We start from the raw sequence: 18,292 nt of genomic DNA on the forward strand, positions 1-18,292 counted from the left end.
GACACCGTGACGGCGTGAACGAGCGCCTGCCGATGACCGTGGCCGAGGCCGTCGCCGCCGAGCGGGCGGGACGGCCCCTGAAGTACCTGTGCTTCTGGGGGCACCAGAGCCTGCGCCCCGGCTGCCTGTCGCAGTGGTGGGAGGCGGACTTCACCGACGATGGCCACACGTACGGCTCGGCCGAGCATTACATGATGGCGCACAAGGCCTGGCTGTTCGGCGACGACGACACGGCGGCCGAGATCCTGGCGGCGGGCCATCCCGGCGAGGCCAAGAAGCTGGGCAGGGCCGTGCGCGGCTTCGACGACGCGCTCTGGCAGGAGCGCCGCTTCGACATCGTGGTCAGGGCCAACCTCGCCAAGTTCGGCCAGAATCCCGAGCTGAAGGAGTTCCTGCTCGGCACCGCGGGCCGGGTGCTGGTCGAGGCCAGCCCGCTCGACCGTGTCTGGGGCATCGGCCTGGCCGCCTCCGACGAGCGGGCGACCCAGCCGTCGGCGTGGCAGGGGCTCAACCTGCTCGGCTTCGCCCTCATGGCCGCCAGGGACACCCTGGCCGGGAGCTAGCGGGGCGGCCCGGGACCCGCCGCCCGGCGGCCAACCTGGTGACCAACCGCCCGGCTAGCCGGGAGGCGGCTAACCGTTCGGCGGCTGGCCGGGCGGCGCGCTGAGCGGGTGGCCCGCCAGCGGCGTCGAGAGGATCATGGTGCTCGACGGCGGCCCGTAGGCGGCCAGCCGGTCGATGAGCGCCTCGAAGCCCGCCATCGACACCGCCGCGATCTCCAGGATGCTGCACACGTCGCCCGTCACCCGGTGGACCTGCCGGATCTCCGGCCACTGCGCCACCTCGGGATCGCGCAGCACGCAGCGCGCGCCGTAGCACGTCATCCGGATGAACGCCCGCACCGGCCACCCGGCGCGGGCCGGGTCGACGTGGGCGTGGTAGCCGGCGATGACGCCGCTGTCCTCCAGGCGCCGCACCCGCTCGGCCACCGCCGGGGGCGACAGGTGCACGCGCCGCGACAGCTCGTTGAAGGACAGGCGGGCATTGGCCTGCAGCTCGCGCAGCAGCTCCCAGTCCATGGCGTCCACCTGGGCTTCCTTTCGTTCGGCAACCGTGCTCCCGCATTTTGCCGTCGATGGGCGGAAAATTCGACCCAGGGCCTTCGGAGTGGCATTCCGCGGGCACCGATCGCCACGCGAGCATGAAGGCATGGAAACGGTACGACCGCTGAACGCCGCGGAACGCACCGCCCGGGCCAGGGCCACGGGCGGGCAGCCGATCACGGATTTCGACCAGCGCATTCCCTACGACGCCTACGTGCGCACCGATGTCCTGCACAGCCTGCAGCGGACCGTGACCGACGACCCGGGCGAGATGTCCTTCCTGATGATCACCCAGGTGATGGAGCTGTACTTCAAGCTCATCGCCTTCGAGCTGCGCGGCGCCCAGGAGCTGCTGCGCGCCGACCGGGTGTGGGAGGCGACCTCCCCGCTGAGCCGTACGGCCCTGCACCTGGAGGGGCTCAACGGCAGCTGGCGGGGCCTGCGGTGGATGACACCCGCCGACTTCAACCGCTTCCGTGACCAGCTCGGTGAGGCCTCCGGCCTGCAGTCGGGTATGTACCGGCAGGTGGAGTTCCTGCTCGGGCTGAAGAACCCGGCGCTGCTGCGGCCGTTCAAGAGCCGCTCGGCCGAGCTGCGGAAGGCCTTCGACGGGCCGAGCGTGTGGGACGACACGATCGCGGCGCTCGCCAGGCGCGGCCACGACTTGCCGGAGGAGCTGCTGGTGCGCGACTTCTCGATCGAGCACGAGCCGCACGAGGCGGTCGAGCGTGCCTGGGTCGAGGTCTACCGCGACACCTCGCCCGGCAACGACCTGCGGCAGCTCGGCGAGGCGCTGACCGATGTGGCCGAGGCCTTCGGGGAGTGGCGCCGCCAGCACGTGGCCGCGGTGCGCCGTTCGATGGGGCACAAGCCGGGCAGCGGCGGATCCAACGGGCTGGCCTGGCTGGAACGGAGCATGGCCCGGGTGGTCTTCCCCGAGCTGTGGTCCGCGCGGACCCACATGTGAGAGGAGCGAGCATGCACGTGGCAGTGGTTGGCGCCGGTCTCACCGGCTGCCTGCTCGCCTGTTACCTGGCCAGGCGCGGCTACGAGGTCACCCTCTACGAGCGGCGCCCCGACCCGCGCGAGGGCGGCGCCGAGCGCGGCAGGTCGATCAACCTGGCGATCTCCGCCCGCGGCCGCGACGCGCTGCGCCGCATCGGGCTGGAGGAGAAGGTGATGGCCGGGGCGCTGCCGATGCGCGGCCGGATGATCCACCCCGTCGACGGCCCGCTCGACTTCCAGAGCTACAGCCACGACGGCACGGCCGCGATCAACTCCATCAGCCGGGCGGCGCTCAACGACACCCTGCTCGACGCCGCCGAGGCGGCCCCCGGCGTCAAGATCCTCTTCGGTCACCGGCTGACCGGCCTGGACCCGGCGAGCGGCGAGCTGACCTTCGACACCGGCACCGCCAGAGCCGACGTCATCCTCGGCGCCGACGGCGCCGCCTCGGTCGTGCGCGCGCACATCAAGCTCGACGAGCACGTCGACCTGCTCGACCACGGCTACAAGGAGCTGACGATCCCGGCCGTGGACGGCGAGTTCGCGCTGGATCCGGGCGCGCTGCACATCTGGCCGCGCGGCGACTCGATGATGATCGCCCTGCCCAACCCCGACCGCACCTTCACCTGCACCCTGTTCTGGCCGAAGCGGGCCTTCGCCGAGGTGGAGCCGGTCGTCGTGGAGCACTTCCGCGCCGTCTACCCGGACGTGGTCCCGCTCGTGCCCGACCTGGCCGAGGCCTACCCGCGCAACCCGGTCGGCACGCTCGGCACGGTGCGCTGCACGCCCTGGCAGCGAGGGGGCAGGGTGGCGCTGATCGGCGACGCCGCGCACGCCATCGTGCCCTTCTACGGCCAGGGCGCCAACTGCGGCTTCGAGGACGTCGTCGAGCTCGACCGGTGCCTGGAGGAGACGGGCGGCGACTGGGCGCGGGCGCTGCCGCTGCTGGAGGAGCGCAGGCGGCCCAACACCGACGCCATCGCGGCGATGGCGCTGAACAACTTCGTCGAGATGCGCGACAAGGTGGCCTCGCCGCTCTTCCGCGCCGTGCGCACCCTGGAACACCGGCTGGAGGACCTGCTGCCCGGCGTGTACGTGTCGGAGTACGAGCTGGTGTCGTTCTCGACGCTGCCCTACGCCCGCGTGCGCGGGCGGGTGAGGTGGCAACGCCGCGCCCTTGCCGGAGCCGCCGCGCTGCTGCTGACCGGCCTCGCCGCCGCCCTGGCGACCACCCGGCGCCGGCCGAGCGGGTAGGCGCAAGGCCTCCGGCGCCGGCCGAGCAGGTGAGCGCGAGGCCCCGGCGCCGGTCGAGCCGCAGGTGAGCGCGCCCAGGCCCCCGGCGCCGACGGGGACCTGGGCGCGCCCGATCAGCCCCCCTGGCCGGAATCCGCCTCCACCGGGCCGAACTCGGCGCGGGTGTCGACGACGCCGCCCACCGGCACCCAGCGCGCCCCCTCGAAACGCGCCATCTGCAGCGACTCGATGGGGAACGCGTCGCCCGGCCCGGTCGACAGGGTGATGCCAGGCAGCAGCATGTCGAGCTCCACCTTGCGCAGGTCGCGCATCGCCGCGCGCAGGGCCTCGCGGGAGGGGCAGCGCATGCCCTCCAGGACCTTGACGAAGGCCTGCGCCGCCGTCCAGCCGTACACCACCTGCTGTCCGGCGGGGTCGGCCTCGGGCACGTGACGCCGCACGGCCGCCAGGTAGGTGCGCACGGCGGGGTCGTCGGCGGCCTCGGGCGCGGCCGGGTCCTTCTGGAACCCGGCGGTCACCACGCCCTGGACCTTGGCGTGCCCGACGGCCTTCAGCATCGACGGCGCGGCGGCCACGCCGTTGAGGATGTGCAGCGGGTTCCACCCCGGCATGGCCGCGTCGACGGCCAGCGCCTGGGCGGCGAACTTGGGCGTGCTCACGTCGAGCAGCACGTCGGCGCCGGAGTCGGCGAGGTTGGCGATCTGGCCCTGCACGCTCGGGTCGGTTACCTCGTAGCTGCGGGTGGCGACGATCCGCACCGAGGTGCCCTCGATCGCCCGGCGGAATCCGCCGAGCAGGTCCTGGCCGAAGTCGTCGTTCTGGTAGAGCACGGCGACGCGCGCCTCGGGCCTGGTCCTGGCCAGGAAGTGGGCGTAGACGCGGGCCTCCGCGACGTAGCTGGGCTGGAAGCCGATCGTCCACGGCCGGGTGGCGTCGGTGCCCCACCGGGTGGCGCCGGTGGCGACGAACACCTGCGGCACCCGGTGCTCGTGCGCGTACTCGCGCACGGCCGCGGTCGAGGGCGTGCCCAGCGTCTGGAACAGCGCGAACACCCGGTCGTGCAGCACCAGCCTGCGCGCCTCCTCCACCGCGCGGGCGGGCTGGTAGGCGTCGTCGCGCACCAGGAACTCGATGCGCCTGCCCGCCACGCCGCCGCTGTCGTTGACGTGCGCGAAGTAGGCGCGCACGCCCTGCGCTACCGCCGCGTACGCGGAGGCCGGCCCCGACAGCGGGTAGACGCCGCCCACCTTGACGGAGGTCGCGGTGATGCCCGTGCCGACCTGCCCCGCGCACGCCCCGGCCAGCACCTCCTCGCCGGGCCTGCATCCCGTCATCATCAGCACCAGCACCAGCACCAGCGCCATGACCAGGCGTTTCACGCGCGCCTCCGAAGCAGGGCCCACAGGGTACGGCGCAGCAGCCCGGCCAGCCCCGCGGGCGCCGCGTAGACGATCAGGAGGATCAGCAGCCCCGACACGATCCCCGGAGCGGCCGGGTCGAACTCCTGCGCCACGGCGGGCACGGCCAGCACGGCGAACGCGCCGAGCACCGGCCCGGCCAGCGTGCCGAGGCCGCCGATCACCACCCCGGCCAGCAGCGTGATCGACAACGCCAGGGTGAAGGAGTCGGGGGAGACGAAGCCCGCCGTCCAGGTGTAGAGCGCCCCCGCCACGCCCGCGTACATGGCGCTCCACGCGAAGGCGGCGGTCATGTGCGTCGCCGCCCGGATGCCGAGCGTCTCGGCGGCGGCGGGATGCTCGCGCAGCGCCGTCAGCGCCCTGCCGGGACGCGAGCCCGCCAGGCCCCGCATGCCCGCGAACGCCGCCGCCGTCACCAGGAGCACCAGGAAGTAGACCCACTGGTCGTCGGCGAGCCCGAGCAGCCCCTCCGGCGTCGGCACCGTCAGCCCCATCGCCCCTCCGGTCAGCCCGGCCAGGCGTTTGAGCAGCGGCGGCAGCACGACGGCGACCGCAAAGGTCACCATGGCCAGGTACAGCCCGCGCAGCCGCAGCGCCGGCCGTCCCGCCGCCCAGCCCAGCCCGAAGGTGGCCAGCGCGGCGGCGGGCAGGGTCAGCGGGTACGGCACGCCGAACTGGGCGATGAGCACCGCCGAGGTGTAGGCGCCCACCCCGAAGAAGGCGCCGTGCCCCAGCGACAACCTGCCGCTGCGCCCGACGACCAGGTCGAGGCCGAGCAGCGCGACCGTGTACACCAGCACCAGGGTGAGCTGGAAGAGCCGGTAGGGCGGCAGCGTGAACGGCAGCGCCACGGCGGCCACCGCCAGCAGCGCCAGGCTGGTGCGCCGCCACGGCCAGGCGGGACGCCGGTCGCCCGCCTCGTGACCGACCGGGACCCGCCGGTGCCCGGCGGCGACGGCGTTCACGCCCGCTCCACGGGTGCGGAGCCGAACAGGCCCCGCGGTCGCAGCAGCAGCACCGCGACGATCAGCACGAGCGGCACCGCGATCTTCAGGTCGGCGCCGACGAATCCCAGGTAGGTGCCGCAGAGCGTCTCGGTGACGCCCACGATCAGCCCGCCGATCACCGCGCCGGGCGCGCTGTCGAACCCGCCGAGCACGGCGGCGGCGAAGGCGTAGACGAGGACCCCGGTCATCATCGCGGGCTCCAGGAAAAGCGACGGCGCGAGCAGCACTCCCGACAACGCGCCGACGGCGGAGGCCGCGCCCCAGCCCAGGGCGGCCACCCGCCCGACCCTGATGCCGGACAGCCGGGCGGTGCGCGGGTCGGCGGCGACCGCTCGCATCACCAGCCCGAGCCCGGTGTGACGTACCACCAGGGCGAGCGCGCCGAGCACCAGCCCGGCCAGCCCCGCCGCGGCGAGCGCGGCCAGCCCTGCGGGGGCGTCGGGGAACGGGCTGGGAAAGGCGCGCAACGCCGAGCTCCACACGAGCGCGGCGAGCGCGTTGACCAGCACGTACAGGCCGATCGTGGCCACGACGGGACTGATCGGTCCCGGCGCGGACTCCACGCGCCTGATCAGGACCCGCTCGGTCAGCATGCCGGCGGCGAAGGCGACGGCCACGGTCACGGGCAGCGCCGCCCAGTACGGCAGGCCGGAGTCGACCAGTTGCCAGGCGACGTAGGTGGCCAGCAGGGCCAGCTCGCCCTGGGCGAAGTTGACGATCCCGGTGAAGCGGTAGGCGAGCACGAGGGCCAGCGCCAGAGCGGCGTACCCGGCCCCGGCGCCCAGCCCTTCCGCGAGTTGCTGGAAGAACACGCTCTCACCACCTCCAGCGGGTGCGCAGGTCGGCGATCTTGCCCGACTCCACGACGTAGGAGCGGTGCGCGATCCGGAGGGCGGTCGCCACGTGGTGCTCGACGATGATCATCATGGTTCCCTCGTGCCTGTTGATCGCGTGGATGGCCTGGAACAGCACACCCTCCGCGCGTGGAGCCAGCCCCCGCAGCGGCTCGTCGAGCAGCAGGAGGCGGGGCCGTGCCAGCAGCGCCCTGCCGATGGCCAGCAGCCGCTGCTCGCCGCCGCTCAGCGTCCCGGCCGGCTGGCTGAGGTGCGCCTGCAGCACCGGGAAGTAGCCGAACAGCCATTCCAGGTCGGCGGCGAAGTGCCGCCCGGACCGCGCGCCGACGCGCAGGTTCTCCCTGACGGTCAGCGGGGCGAAGGTGCCGCCCTCCTGGGTGACGTGCCAGACCCCGAGCCTGGCGATCTCCTCGGGGCGGCGCCCCAGCAGCCGCACGCCGTCGAGCGTCACCGTGCCGCGCGCCCTGACCAGCCCCGACAGCGCTCTCAGCAGCGTGGTCTTGCCCGCGCCGTTGGGCCCGGTGAGCACCGCGATCTCGCCGTCGCCCACGTCCAGGTCGACGCCGTGCAGCACGCGGGCCGCGCCGTACTCCGCGCGCAGCCCGCTCACCCGTAACCCGCTCATCGCACCACTCCCAGGCAGGCGCTGATCACCGCGGGATCGTTCCGCACGACCTGCGCCGGGCCGTCGGCGATCTTGTGTCCCAGCTCCAGGCAGACGATCCTGCGGCACAGCGCGAGCACGAACTCCATGTGGTGCTCCACGACGATGATCGTCAGTCCCCGCTCGCGGTGCAGGCGGGCGATCAGCTGGGCGAAGGCGGGCACCTCGCCCGGAGCCAGCCCCCCGGCCGGCTCGTCGAGCAGCAGCAGCCGCGGACCGGCCGCAAGGGCGCGGGCGATCTCGATCCGCTTGGTCAGCCCGTACGGCAGCGCCGCCGGCGGATGGTCGGCGTAGGCGCTCAGGCCGAAGGTCTCCAGCAGCGCGTCGGCCTGCTCGCCCAGCCACCGCTCCTCGGCCGTGGTCCGCCCCAGCGCGGCGTCCCAGAACCCCGCCCGGCCGTGCCGGTGCGCTCCCGCCATCACGTTCTCGCGCACCGACAGTCCCGGGAACAGGGCGGCGTTCTGGAAGGTGCGGGCGATGCCGTACCCGGCGACCTGGTGCGGGGGCAGCTCGCCCAGCTCCTGGCCGCCCAGCCGCATCGACCCCTCCTGCGGAGAGCACCGCCGGGTCAGGCAGTCGAGCAGGGTGCTCTTGCCCGCCCCGTTGGGGCCGATGAGGCCGACCAGCTCGCCCTCGCCGACGTCGAGGTCGACGCCGGCCAGGGCGGTGAGGCCGCCGAAGCGCATGGTCAGTCCCCTGACCTCCAGCAACGCTCCCAGGGGGCCCGAGGGGAACCAGCTCAGCGGGAAGCGCCCCTCGGGCAACGGCCCGGCCACGGCTCAGCCCGCCGCTGGCACGGAGTACTCCTTGGCCAGGTCGGAGACGGCGGCCTCCTTGAGGATGACGGCGCCGCCCACCGCCTGCTTGTCGGGCTTGACCACGTACGAGGCACGCGAGGCGGGACGGTCGAAGGCGCTGAAGTCCTGCGGTTCGCCGCCGAGCCCGGCCTCCCAGGCCTTCTGGCCGCGGTGGGCGGCGATGATGCCCTCCCGGCTCAGGTCCTTGGCCTCGCACGCCTTGCGGAGCGCGTCGCCGACGATGATCGCCGCGGTCCAGCCCGCCGCGACGCCGCTGTCGAGCGTCTGGCCGGCGTACTTGCCCTGGTAGTCGGTGATCAGCTTCTGGTAGGCGGGCAGCGGGGCGCTGATGGGCGCGCCCGCGGTCACGTAGGTGAAGTCCTTCAGCAGCGCGGGCGCCGCCGGGGTGGCCAGCAGCTGCGGGCTGTAGGCGGAGTTGCTGCCCACGAACGGCACGTCCATGCCGCCGGCCAGGGCCACGCCGACCAGCGAGGCGGTCTGGCGCGGCCCGACCGAGACCAGCGCCGCCTTGATGCCCGCCTTCTTGAAGGCGGCCACCTGCGCGGTCATGTCCTGGTCGGTCGCCTTGATCTTCTGCTCGACAAGCTCCAGGCCCAGCTTCTCGGAGGCGAACTTGGAGCCCGCCAGGGCGCTCTCGCCATAGTCGCCCTCGAAGTACAGGTGCCCGATCTTGTCCCCGGCCTTGATGCCCTTCTCCTTGACCAGGTAGTCGACGGCGTTGATCATGTCGATGTCGTAGGTGGTGCCGGTGACCTGGATGGCCTCGCTGCCGAGCAGGCCGGTCGCCCACGCCATCGGGATCGTGAGGATCTTGTCGCCGGTGATCTTGTCCTTGAGCGCGGTGACCATGGGCGAGCCGATGAACTGCGGGATCGCGGCGGTCTTCGGCGAGACCTCGGTGTAGGAGGCCATCGCCTTCTGCGGGTCGTAGCCGTGGTCGCGCACGATCGTCTCGATCTTGCGCCCGCAGATGCCGCCCGCGGTGTTGATCTGCTCGAAGTAGAGCTGCTGCGCCTGGGTCAGGCTCTTGCCGAAGGAGGCGTAGGGCCCGGTCAGGTCGGTGAGCAGGCTCAGGGTGATGGTGTCGGCGGTCACGCCGGGGCCGGTCTTGACCCCGTCGCCGCCCGCCGACGCGGAGGGCTGGGCGCCGCCGGTGGCCTTCTCGCTGGCGCAGGCGGTGGCCGCCAGCGCCAGCGCGAGGAGCGCGGCCGCGCCCCTGAGGGCGGCCGTGCGATTACGAGACATGTGAGCTCCTGGTGTCGGGTAACGGGGTGGGCAACGAGGGGAGTCGCAGGCGCAGGGAGCGCAGGAGGCCGAGCAGGCCCCCGGGAAGGAAGAGCACGACGCCGACCACGGCCGCGCCATACAGCAGGCGGGCGGCCTCGGCGGGGGAGACCCCGCCCGAGCCGGGCGCGCTGACCAGCGGCAGGGCGTCGCTGTAGCGGGTGAGCAGCTGCGGCAGCAGCGAGACGAACACGGCGCCGATCACCGCGCCGCCGACCGAGCCGAGCCCGCCGATCACGATCATGGCGAGGTAGTCGAGGGAGAGCAGGATGCCGAAGTAGTCGGGCACGGTCCGCTGGAAGACCAGGGCGAGCATGACCCCGGCCAGCCCGCCGTACATGGACGACAGCACGAAGGCGCCCGCGCGGTAGCGGGTGACGGGCACGCCCATGACCCCGGCGGCGATCTCGTGGTCGCGGATGGTGTTCATGGCGCGGCCCGGCCGGCCGCGCAGCACCCCGCGGGCGAACAGCGCGGCCAGGAGCAGCAGCGCGCCGCCCAGGAACCACAGCCGCTCCAGGGAGCCGAAGGGCACGTTCATCAGGATCAGCTCGGGCTTGTCGGCGAAGGAGAAGCCGAAGATCTCCAGGGGAGGGACGGCCCGGCCGTTGAATCCGCCCGTGACGTGCTCGACGTTGAAGAGCAGGTGCTGCCCGCCGAAGATCAGCGCCAGCGTGGCGATGCCCAGGTAGGCGCCCTTGAGCCGCCCGGCGATCGGGCTGAACAGCCCGCCCGCCACCCCCGCGAGCAGGACCGCCAGCACGGCGGCGATCGGGGTGGGCAGGCCCAGGTCGTCGGAGAACGACACGTAGGCGTAGGCGCCGACGGCCAGGAAGAAGGCGTGCCCCATGGACAGCTGGCCGGTGGCGCCGGTCAGCAGGTTGATGCCGATCGCTCCGACGGCCGCCGACATCGCGAACAGCCCGGTCTGCAGCCAGAAGCCTTCGAGGTAGAAGGGCACCGCCACGAACGCGACCAGCACGGCCGCCCAGGTGATGAGCCTAGACACGGGCCAGCTCCTTGGTTCCGAACAGCCCGGCGGGCCGCAGCAGCAGGATGACGATCATGACGAGGAAGGGGGCGACGTCGCCGATGCCGCGTCCCAGGAAGGCCAGGTCGTTCTGGTAGCCGGTCATCAGGGCCTCGGTGACGCCCACGACCAGGCCGCCGACCAGGGCGCCCGTGGTGGAGTCGAGGCCGCCGAGTATCGCGGCGGGGAAGGCCTTCAGCGCCGCCAGCGACGAGCTGCGGTCCAGTCCCGGCGTCGGGAAGACGCACAGGAACAGCGCCGCGACCGCGGCCAGCCCGCCCGCGACGGCCCAGGCGCTGAGCGAGACCCGGCCCAGCCGCACGCCCATGAGGGCGGCCGTCTCGGGATCCTCGGCGGTGGCCCGCATCGCCACGCCCCAGCCGGTGAACTTGAACGCCAGCAGGAAGGAGGTGATCAGCAGGGCGGCCACCACCAGCGCGGCGATCCTGGTCTGCGCGATCGTGATCGGCCCCAGGTGCACCACGCCGGACTCCCACGGGTCGCCCATGGCCAGCACCTCGGTGCCGACGCGCCGGGTCAGCTCGGTGGTGAGCACGATGTCGACGCCGATCGTCACGATGGCCAGCACGCTGTGATTGGCGGCCTTGGAGCGGCGGATGACGAGGAACTCCACCAGCGCGCCCACGACCGCCGCGGCGGCGATCCCGATCAGCAGGGCGAGCCAGAAGCCGACGTAGGGGTGCATGCGCGCCACCACGTAGCCGCCGGCCAGCAGCAGCGAGGCGTGGGCGAAGTTCACCACCTCGGTGGCCTTGAAGATGATCACGAAGCCGAGCGCGATCAGCGCGTAGACGGCTCCGATGGAGATGCCGTTGACCAGCAGTTCGATGAAGGTGATCACGATTCCCCCAGGTAGGCGCCGATGACCTTGGGGTCCGCGCGCACCTCGTCGGGCGGCCCGTCGGCGATGCGCTTGCCGAAGTCCAGGACGGTGACCCGGTCGGCCAGCCGCATGACCATGCCCATGTCGTGCTCGACGAGCAGGATCGAGATGCCCAGGCTGCGTTTGACCGAGAGGATCAGCTCGGCCATCTCCACCCGCTCGCCGCTGTTCATGCCGGCGACCGGCTCGTCGAGCAGGAGCAGCTTCGGCTCCATCGCCAGGGCCCTGGCCAGCTCGACCCGCTTCTGCACGCCGTACGGCAGCAGCCCGACCGGGGCGGCCAGGTAGGCGCCGAGGCCGACGAACTCGGCGATCTCGGCGACGCGGGCCAGGTGGGCACGCTCCTCGCGGCGGGCGGCGGGCAGGCGCAGCCCGGAGGCGACGAACCCGGCGCGGGTGAGCCGGTGGCGGCCCAGCAGCAGGTTGTCGCGCACCGGCAGGCGCGGCGACAGGGCGATGTTCTGGAAGGTCCTGGCCACGCCCAGCGCCGCGACCTCGTGCGGGCGCAGCGAGGTCAGCTCGGCGGTGCCGAAGCGCACGCTGCCCGTGGTCGCCCGGTAGACGCCGGACAGCACGTTGAAGCAGGTGGACTTGCCCGCGCCGTTGGGGCCGATGACCGCGTGCACGGTGCCGGGCTCCACGGTGAAGCTGACGGCGTCGAGCGCGGTGAGGCCGGCGAAGCGGACGGTCACGTCGCGGACCTCCAAGGCGGGCGTACCGTCTGGTCGGTATGTCGGGGTCACGCGGACCACCTCGACAACCCGGCCCGCGATTCGAGCGCCTCCAGCGCCTCCTGCTCCCCGGTCTCGCCCAGGTAGCGGCGCCGTACCTCGTCGCTGCCCGCGAGCTCGGACGCCGGGCCCTCCAGGGTGACCTGCCCGACCTCCAGCACGTAGGCGTGGGAGGCCAGCGAGAGCGCCATGACGACGTTCTGCTCGACCAGCAGGACCGAGGTGCCCGCTGCGTTGATCGTGCGGACGGTCTGGGCGATGCGGGCGGCCATCTGCGGGGCCAGGCCCAGCGTCGGCTCGTCGAGCAGCAGCACCTTCGGGTCGGCCATGAGGGCCCTGCCGATGGCCAGCATCTGCTGCTCGCCGCCCGACAGCAGGCCCGCGCGCTGGTGGGCGCGCTCGGCCAGCACCGGGAAGAGTTCGCGCACCCACTGGGCGGCCCTGGCCGCCTCGGCGCGCGGCGTGCCCAGTCCGCCCGCCCGAAGGTTCTCCGCGACCGTCATGCGAGCGAAGACGCGGCGCCCCTCGGGCACGTGCGTCACGCCGCGCCGGACCACCGCCGCCGCGGCCAGCCCGTCGACCCGGTCGCCTTCGAGGCCGATCCGTCCGCCGGTGACCCGTCCGCGGTGGAATCGGAGCGTTCCCGAGACCGCGCGCAGCAACGTCGTCTTGCCCGCGCCGTTGGCGCCCAGCACCGCCACGATCGAGCCGGACGGCACGCTGAGGGTGATCCCGCCCAGCGCCCGCACCGGACCGTAGTCCACCGCGAGGTCCGCGATTGTCAGCTCAGCCATTCACTGTCCTCCCATGCGGGCTCACCCAAACCTCTGACGTGCGCCGTCGTCCAGATCCCCGGCGCAAGTCGGGCGCGCTGCCCAGCCGGGCGGCGCGCCCGTTGTGCACCCGCACAGGGCCAGGTCACAAATCGCTACAGAGCCTTGTTCTAGACAAATGGTCGGTGGCAACCTCGGGGAATGCGCCCTCATTCGTTCGTGGACGAGGACGTCCGCCAGACGTTGCGAACCGCTGCCGGCGCCTTGCTCGAGCACCACCTGACCCGGCTGACCGACGACCTGGTCGACCGGGTACGGCAGGCCGACGAGGTGTACTGCGCGTACGTCTCCTACGAGGACCACTGGAGCAGCACCCGCGAGGGTGTGCGCCAGGGCCTCGCGGCGATCCTGCAGGAACCCTCCGAGCGCCGCGACCTGGTCTTCACCGCGGCCATGGCGCAACGCAGGGCCGAGCAGGGACTGCCGCTGGACTCGCTGTTACGCATGTACCGCATCGCCGGCCAGGTCACCTGGACGGCGATGGTGGAGTACACGGAACGCGAGTTCCCCGACCGGCTCGGCGTGCTGGTGCGCGCCGCGGGCCACGTCTGGCACGCGATCGACAGGCAGTGCATGGTGACGTGCGACACCTACAGCAGGCGGGAGCAGGAGATCCTGGGCCGCAGCAAGGAGCGGATCGACGCTCTCCTCGACGCGCTGCTCGACGGCACCGCCGACGCCGGAGTCGTGCGCACCGCCGCCGCCTCGCTCGACCTGCCCGAGCGCGGCCGCTACGCCGTCGTCACCGTGCGTTTCGCCGGCTACCGCCACCAGGACGACGTGCGCCTGCCCGGCTCGCTCGGCGGCGCCCGCCTGCTGTGGCGCATGCGCGCCGGTCACGAGGTGGCCGTGGCCGCCCTCGGCGAGGTCACCCTCGACGAGCTGTGCCAGGAACTGAGCCTCATCGTCAGCGGCGTCGGCGGCGTCAGCCCGGTCGTCGGCGGGCTGACCGAGCTGGGCGGCGCCCACGAACTGGCCACCCTGGCCATGCGCACCTGCCTCGACGGCGGCCCCGAACTGGCCAGGCTCGACGCGCGCATCCCCGCCGTCCTGGTCATCACCCAGCCCGACCTGGCCGGTCACCTGGTCGCCGGGACCCTCGGCCCGCTGCTCGCCCTCGACGCCGCCGACCGCGATCTGCTCCTGACCACGCTGGAGACCTGGATGGCCTGCGACGGCTCGGCCGCCAGGGCCGCCAGGCGCCTGTTCTGCCACCGCAACACGATCATCAACAGGGTGCGCAGGATCGAGCAGCTCACCGGGCGCTCGCTGGCCCGCCCGCGCGACATCGTCGACATCGCGCTGGCCCTCGAAGCGGTGCGGCGGCTGCCCGAAACCACCTGATCAGGCATGCTCCGGCCGGTTGCGGGAAGGTCGCCAAACCTGACCGTCACCGAGGAGGGGAAGCATCATGACGATCATCAGCAGCCCGCTGGGCGAGGCCGAGAGCAAGCTCGCCGGCGAGGCCCTGCAGGGCACGCTGGTCGAGCTGATCGACATCTCACTGGTCGCCAAGCAGTACCACTGGAACCTGGTCGGGCCCCGGTTCCGGTCGCTGCACCTGCAGCTGGACGAGATCGTGGCGATCACGCGTGCGCACGCCGACACCGTCGCCGAGCGGTCGGTGGCCGTGGGCGTCAACCCCGACGGCCGTGCCCAGACCGTGGCCTCCGCGCACGGGCCCGGCACCGGCGCGGCGGGATGGGTCGCCGACAAGGCCGTCGTCCAGGGCATGGTGCGGATCCTGCGGGCATCCGGCGGCCGGTTGCGCGAGCGGATCTCGGCGCTGTCCGAGGCGGACCCGGTGAGCCAGGACGTGCTCATCGCGGTGGCGCGCGACCTCGACAAGCAGGCGTGGATGTTCGAGGCGCAGGCGGCCGAGGCCGGCTGACCTCAGCCGGAAGGGGAAGGGCTGGGCGCCGTCGGGCTGGGCGCCGTCGGGCTCGGGGTCATCGGGCTGGAGCTCATCGGGCTGGGGGTCATGGTCGCGTAGAGGCCCGTACGCGGCTTGACCGGTACGGCCAGCCGTACCGCCCCGGCCTCGCGCAGCTGGAAGACCATCCAAGCCGAGCCCGAGCCCTTCACCCCGCTCACCGTGCCGATCGGCTGCGCGGCGCCGACCGGCTGGTGCGGCGGCAGCTCGATCGGCCCGGCCAGCCGTACCTCGCCCCCGCCCTCCACCTGGACCCGCTCCAGCCGGTCCGGCCGGTCGGCGGCGTTGACGATCACCAGGTAGAGCGGCATGTCGACGGGCGAGGAGGTCTCCTCCTCCTGACCCAGGAGGTAGGCGTTGCGCAGGTGCACGCCACGGAAGCTGGCGTTCGCGCCTTCGTTCTGCGGGTGGTGGAAGCGGGTGACGTCGTCGGAGTCGTACGACAGGCCGGTGCACCCGGCCGCCGCGAACACGATCAGTGATCCCGCGAGGAGCTTGCCGGCATGGGGCATGGATTCGCCCTGCCCTCCCGGCGTCCCTCTAAGCGAGCTTCTCGAAGAAGAACTCGTGCTTGAGGAACGAGGTGTCGTACTCGTGCCCCGGGTACGGCGGGATCAGCTGCGAGGCCTGGAACAACCGCCAGCCGTCGCACAGCGCCTCCACCCCGCTCCGGTAGGGCGGCTCGTCACTGTCGCCCGCGGTGGGCCGGGTGGCCCCGGTGCCGTCGTACGACGACCAGCCCACCACCGGCGCGTCGAGCGAGGAGTTGGCCAGGTAGAGGACGAGGACCTGCTGCTTCATACGGCGCTCCGGAGGAGGGGACGGTTGCTCACGCGGGTGGCCCAGTAGTCGATGTCGAAGGCCGGGTCGGCGGTCATGGTGCGCCACAGGTGCACCCGGTTGTGGACCTCCAGGCGTCCCGTGGCGTGCTCGTACCAGGGGAATCGCCGGTCGAGCTCCTGCTTCACGGCGGGGTCGTGCAGGTCGGCGGTGTCCCACAGCAGCACCTGCGGCACCTTCGGGTTGAAGCGGATCTTGTACATGTGGCGCCGGACGTCGCTGTCGTTGCGGCGCCCGCCGTGCCAGATGCCGTGGTGCAGCAGCATCACCGTGCCCGCCGGGCAGGTCAGCCGCACCTGGCCGAGCAGGTTCTGGTAGCGGCCGGTGTCGCTCTCGTTGGTGCGGCGCAGGTGGCTGCCGGGCACGACCAGGGTGCCGCCCATGTCGGCCTCGACCGCGCGCGGGTAGTACATGAGCTGCACGTCGAAGGCGTCGGGACGGACGTCGATGATCGCGTCGCCGTGGAGCGGCTGGGCCTGGCCGCCGCGCGGCCGGCGCACGTGCACGGCGTGGTGGTCGACGGTGGCGCCCGGTCCCAGCAGGCCGCGCAGCGCTCCGGCGACCTCGGGCACCTCCAGTAGGTCGCGGGTGAAGCTTCCCGTGGGGAAGGCCTGCTCGATCGGCGTGCCGTACGGGACGGCGGGCAGGCCCGCCTCCAGCACGCCGATCGCGCGGTCGTTGAGCTCGTCGGGGACGACGGCGTCGAGGCGCAGGTAACCTGCCGCCACGAAGCGCGCCACCTGGACTGAAGTCAGGCAAGTGGTTGGCACGCGTCCGACCGTACGGCCCCGCGGCGCGCCTGAAATGGGATGAAATCATCAGACGGTGGTTGATTTTCACCAGGTGACCCTGCCCCTGTCGGAACCCCCCGACGTCGCCAGCGCCGGGATCGGCGTGCACGGCGTCGCCCGCCCCCACGACGTCTTCCGCCTGCCCGACCTGTGGCAACTGCACCTGTACGGCTACGCGGCCCGGCTCGTCGTCGGGGGAGCCGAGCACCTCATCAGGCCAGGACGGCTCAGCCTCATCCCGCCGGGAGCCGAGGTGCACTACCACTACACCGGCCGCTCGCAGCACCTGTACGCCCACTTCCGCCTGCCGGGCGCGCAGGAGCGGCGCACCGTGCCCGTCATGCGCGACACCGGCGACCACGCGCCCGCCATCGCGGCAGCCCTGCGCACCGCTGTCACCGCGGGCCCCGCCCGCATGTCGGCCGAGGTGTGGAGCGTGCTCTGGCGCGTGGCCGACCTGCCCCAGGCGGAACGCCCGCACGCGGTGATCGCGGCGGCCACGGACCACATCGAGGCCAACCTGGCCGCCCCGCTCACCGTCCCCGCCATCGCCCGCGCCGCCGGGGTGTCGCACAACCACCTCACCCGCCTGTTCCGTGCCCAGACCGGCGACACCGTCGTCGGCTACCTGCGCAGGCGGCGCCTGACACGCGCCCTGCACCTGCTGCGCGAGTCGACGCTCGCCATCCCCGCCATCGCCGCCCAGGTCGGCATCCCCGACCTCCAGGCCTTCAACAAGGCGTGCCGTCGTGAGTTCGGCTCGTCGCCGCGTGCGCTTAGATACGACGCATGACTCAGCACCTGGGCGTCGTCCCGTCCGTCTTCGCCGTCGAGCACCTGCCGCACGCCACCTTCCCGGAAGACGACGAGTGGATCGCCCTGGTGCGCGCACCCGAGGGCCTCACGGTGGTGCGCGAGACGTGGCCGACCGGCTCGGGCGAGCGCTGGGTCGGCCTGTACGGCAAGGCGGCCAAGCACAACGTGCGCGCCCTGGCCGACGTCGTCGGGCCGCTCGCGGACGCCGAGATCGCGGTCTTCGCGGCCTCGACCTTCCACGCCGACCTCGTCCTGGTGCCGGAGCACCGGCTCAAGGAGGCGGTCGCGGCTCTGGAGGCGGAGGGACACCGGGTCGATATGTAAAGCTAGGGACCATGATCCCCCGTATCCGCGCGGCAGGAGCCGCCGCACTCAGCGTCCTGGTCATCCCCCTGGCACCCGCCCCGGCCGAGGCGGCGCCGAAGTCGGAGGCCCAGGCCCGTCGCATGCTGGCGCAGCTGAAGGTGGCCAAGGCACTGTCGATTCGCGGATACAGCCACAAACGTTTCCAGCCTCGCTGGGCGAACCACAGGGGCAGGTGCGACACGCGCGAGGTGGTGCTGGCCAGGGACGGCAAGGGGGTCAGGCGCAACTCCTCCTGCCACCCGGTCAAGGGACGCTGGTACAGCCCCTACGACGGCAAGTGGCTCAGGAGCGAGCGCCACGTCGACGTCGACCACATGGTGCCGCTGGCCTACGCCTGGCGCTCGGGCGCCAAACGCTGGAGCCAGGCCAAGCGGCGTGCCTTCGCCAACGACCTGTGGCGCCCCGAGCTGAAGGCGGTCAGCCACTCGGTGAACATCGCCAAGGGCGGCCAGGGCCCGCAGAGCTGGCGCCCGCCGAGGCGCGCCTACTGGTGCAGGTACGCCATCTCGTGGATCTCCGTGAAGCACCACTACAAGCTGTTCGTCACCCGCGGCGAGCGCACGGCGTTGCTGAACATGCTGCGCACCTGCTGATGTGAGGGCACCGTTACGACCGGCACACACCCGGGACACGTGGGGGAA

At 72.6% G+C, this 18,292-nt stretch carries 22 protein-coding genes; 8 read left to right on the forward strand and 14 right to left on the reverse strand.

The genetic code is table 11. The annotated features are described in order from the left end of the window. The first annotated feature begins 32 nt into the window (after positions 1-32). Entirely contained in the window at positions 33-563 is a 531-nt protein-coding gene (locus tag ACIBH1_RS24290) for an NADAR family protein (protein ID WP_397316311.1), read from the forward strand. Between the two features lie 69 nt (positions 564-632). Here the strand turns inward: ACIBH1_RS24290 and ACIBH1_RS24295 are convergent, their stop codons facing one another. Continuing rightward, positions 633-1,079 carry an Lrp/AsnC family transcriptional regulator gene (locus ACIBH1_RS24295; RefSeq protein ID WP_397316312.1) on the reverse strand — a complete coding sequence of 149 codons (447 nt, stop codon included), beginning with the start codon at positions 1,077-1,079 and terminating at the stop codon, positions 633-635. A 130-nt stretch (positions 1,080-1,209) separates the two neighbouring features. Between ACIBH1_RS24295 and ACIBH1_RS24300 the strand changes: the two genes are divergently transcribed. Both ACIBH1_RS24300 and ACIBH1_RS24305 read left to right on the forward strand, forming a co-directional pair. Further along, positions 1,210-2,070 carry a tryptophan 2,3-dioxygenase gene (locus tag ACIBH1_RS24300; protein WP_397316175.1) on the forward strand — a complete coding sequence of 287 codons (861 nt, stop codon included), beginning with the start codon at positions 1,210-1,212 and terminating at the stop codon, positions 2,068-2,070. An 11-nt stretch (positions 2,071-2,081) separates the two neighbouring features. After that, positions 2,082-3,362 carry an FAD-dependent oxidoreductase gene (locus ACIBH1_RS24305; RefSeq protein ID WP_397316176.1) on the forward strand — a complete coding sequence of 427 codons (1,281 nt, stop codon included), beginning with the start codon at positions 2,082-2,084 and terminating at the stop codon, positions 3,360-3,362. A 113-nt stretch (positions 3,363-3,475) separates the two neighbouring features. Here the strand turns inward: ACIBH1_RS24305 and ACIBH1_RS24310 are convergent, their stop codons facing one another. Genes ACIBH1_RS24310 through ACIBH1_RS24355 form a run of 10 tightly spaced genes read right to left on the reverse strand, consistent with a single transcriptional unit; the run spans position 3,476 to position 12,866 of the window. Then, complete coding sequence (locus tag ACIBH1_RS24310) at positions 3,476-4,741, reverse strand: ABC transporter substrate-binding protein (protein WP_397316177.1); 1,266 nt, start codon at positions 4,739-4,741, stop codon at positions 3,476-3,478. Then, positions 4,738-5,745 carry a branched-chain amino acid ABC transporter permease gene (locus ACIBH1_RS24315; protein ID WP_397316178.1) on the reverse strand — a complete coding sequence of 336 codons (1,008 nt, stop codon included), beginning with the start codon at positions 5,743-5,745 and terminating at the stop codon, positions 4,738-4,740. Before ACIBH1_RS24315 ends, ACIBH1_RS24310 begins: the two co-directional genes overlap by 4 nt. After that, complete coding sequence (locus tag ACIBH1_RS24320) at positions 5,742-6,599, reverse strand: branched-chain amino acid ABC transporter permease (protein ID WP_397316179.1); 858 nt, start codon at positions 6,597-6,599, stop codon at positions 5,742-5,744. Before ACIBH1_RS24320 ends, ACIBH1_RS24315 begins: the two co-directional genes overlap by 4 nt. Positions 6,600-6,603: 4 nt before the next feature. Next, entirely contained in the window at positions 6,604-7,266 is a 663-nt protein-coding gene (locus ACIBH1_RS24325) for an ABC transporter ATP-binding protein (RefSeq protein ID WP_397316180.1), read from the reverse strand. Next, entirely contained in the window at positions 7,263-8,081 is an 819-nt protein-coding gene (locus ACIBH1_RS24330) for an ABC transporter ATP-binding protein (RefSeq protein WP_397316181.1), read from the reverse strand. The genes ACIBH1_RS24325 and ACIBH1_RS24330 overlap by 4 nt, the downstream gene beginning before the upstream one ends. A gap of 3 nt (positions 8,082-8,084) precedes the next feature. After that, the gene (locus tag ACIBH1_RS24335) at positions 8,085-9,368 is read right to left on the reverse strand and encodes an ABC transporter substrate-binding protein (protein WP_397316182.1); all 1,284 of its coding nucleotides are present in this window, start codon (positions 9,366-9,368) and stop codon (positions 8,085-8,087) included. Beyond that, positions 9,358-10,416 (reverse strand): branched-chain amino acid ABC transporter permease, encoded by a 1,059-nt coding sequence (locus ACIBH1_RS24340; protein WP_397316183.1) that lies wholly within the window; start codon positions 10,414-10,416, stop codon positions 9,358-9,360. The genes ACIBH1_RS24335 and ACIBH1_RS24340 overlap by 11 nt, the downstream gene beginning before the upstream one ends. Continuing rightward, complete coding sequence (locus tag ACIBH1_RS24345; protein ID WP_397316184.1) at positions 10,409-11,299, reverse strand: branched-chain amino acid ABC transporter permease; 891 nt, start codon at positions 11,297-11,299, stop codon at positions 10,409-10,411. The genes ACIBH1_RS24340 and ACIBH1_RS24345 overlap by 8 nt, the downstream gene beginning before the upstream one ends. After that, positions 11,296-12,084, reverse strand: a complete 789-nt coding sequence (locus ACIBH1_RS24350; protein WP_397316185.1) for an ABC transporter ATP-binding protein — start codon at positions 12,082-12,084, stop codon at positions 11,296-11,298. The genes ACIBH1_RS24345 and ACIBH1_RS24350 overlap by 4 nt, the downstream gene beginning before the upstream one ends. Continuing rightward, on the reverse strand, positions 12,081-12,866 hold the full coding sequence (locus ACIBH1_RS24355; RefSeq protein ID WP_397316186.1) for an ABC transporter ATP-binding protein: 786 nt from the start codon (positions 12,864-12,866) through the stop codon (positions 12,081-12,083). The genes ACIBH1_RS24350 and ACIBH1_RS24355 overlap by 4 nt, the downstream gene beginning before the upstream one ends. A 198-nt stretch (positions 12,867-13,064) precedes the next feature. Between ACIBH1_RS24355 and ACIBH1_RS24360 the strand changes: the two genes are divergently transcribed. Then, positions 13,065-14,249 carry a PucR family transcriptional regulator gene (locus ACIBH1_RS24360; protein WP_397316187.1) on the forward strand — a complete coding sequence of 395 codons (1,185 nt, stop codon included), beginning with the start codon at positions 13,065-13,067 and terminating at the stop codon, positions 14,247-14,249. Between the two features lie 67 nt (positions 14,250-14,316). After that, the gene (locus ACIBH1_RS24365) at positions 14,317-14,796 is read left to right on the forward strand and encodes a DNA starvation/stationary phase protection protein (protein ID WP_397316188.1); all 480 of its coding nucleotides are present in this window, start codon (positions 14,317-14,319) and stop codon (positions 14,794-14,796) included. 2 nt (positions 14,797-14,798) lie between these two features. On the opposite strand, the gene ACIBH1_RS24370 is transcribed toward ACIBH1_RS24365, so the two are convergent. From ACIBH1_RS24370 to ACIBH1_RS24380, 3 genes are read right to left on the reverse strand one after another with little or no spacing between them, the layout of a single operon-like run. After that, positions 14,799-15,350, reverse strand: coding sequence for a hypothetical protein (locus ACIBH1_RS24370; protein ID WP_397316189.1), 552 nt, complete (start codon positions 15,348-15,350; stop codon positions 14,799-14,801). Between the two features lie 28 nt (positions 15,351-15,378). Then, complete coding sequence (locus ACIBH1_RS24375) at positions 15,379-15,639, reverse strand: hypothetical protein (protein WP_397316190.1); 261 nt, start codon at positions 15,637-15,639, stop codon at positions 15,379-15,381. Beyond that, positions 15,636-16,448, reverse strand: coding sequence for a phytanoyl-CoA dioxygenase family protein (locus ACIBH1_RS24380; protein WP_397316191.1), 813 nt, complete (start codon positions 16,446-16,448; stop codon positions 15,636-15,638). The genes ACIBH1_RS24375 and ACIBH1_RS24380 overlap by 4 nt, the downstream gene beginning before the upstream one ends. Before the next feature lie 55 nt (positions 16,449-16,503). On the opposite strand from ACIBH1_RS24380, the gene ACIBH1_RS24385 reads away from it, so the two are divergent. The 3 genes from ACIBH1_RS24385 to ACIBH1_RS24395 are packed head-to-tail and all read left to right on the forward strand — an operon-like array spanning position 16,504 to position 18,244. Beyond that, positions 16,504-17,262: a helix-turn-helix domain-containing protein gene (locus ACIBH1_RS24385; protein ID WP_397316192.1), complete on the forward strand. Its 759-nt coding sequence runs from the start codon at positions 16,504-16,506 to the stop codon at positions 17,260-17,262. Continuing rightward, positions 17,259-17,609 (forward strand): ACT domain-containing protein, encoded by a 351-nt coding sequence (locus ACIBH1_RS24390; protein WP_397316193.1) that lies wholly within the window; start codon positions 17,259-17,261, stop codon positions 17,607-17,609. Before ACIBH1_RS24385 ends, ACIBH1_RS24390 begins: the two co-directional genes overlap by 4 nt. 11 nt (positions 17,610-17,620) lie before the next feature. Beyond that, positions 17,621-18,244, forward strand: coding sequence for a DUF1524 domain-containing protein (locus tag ACIBH1_RS24395; protein ID WP_397316194.1), 624 nt, complete (start codon positions 17,621-17,623; stop codon positions 18,242-18,244). Positions 18,245-18,292: the final 48 nt, after the last annotated feature.

Source organism: Nonomuraea sp. NPDC050663, assembly GCF_044456985.1.
GTDB lineage: Bacteria > Actinomycetota > Actinomycetes > Streptosporangiales > Streptosporangiaceae > Nonomuraea.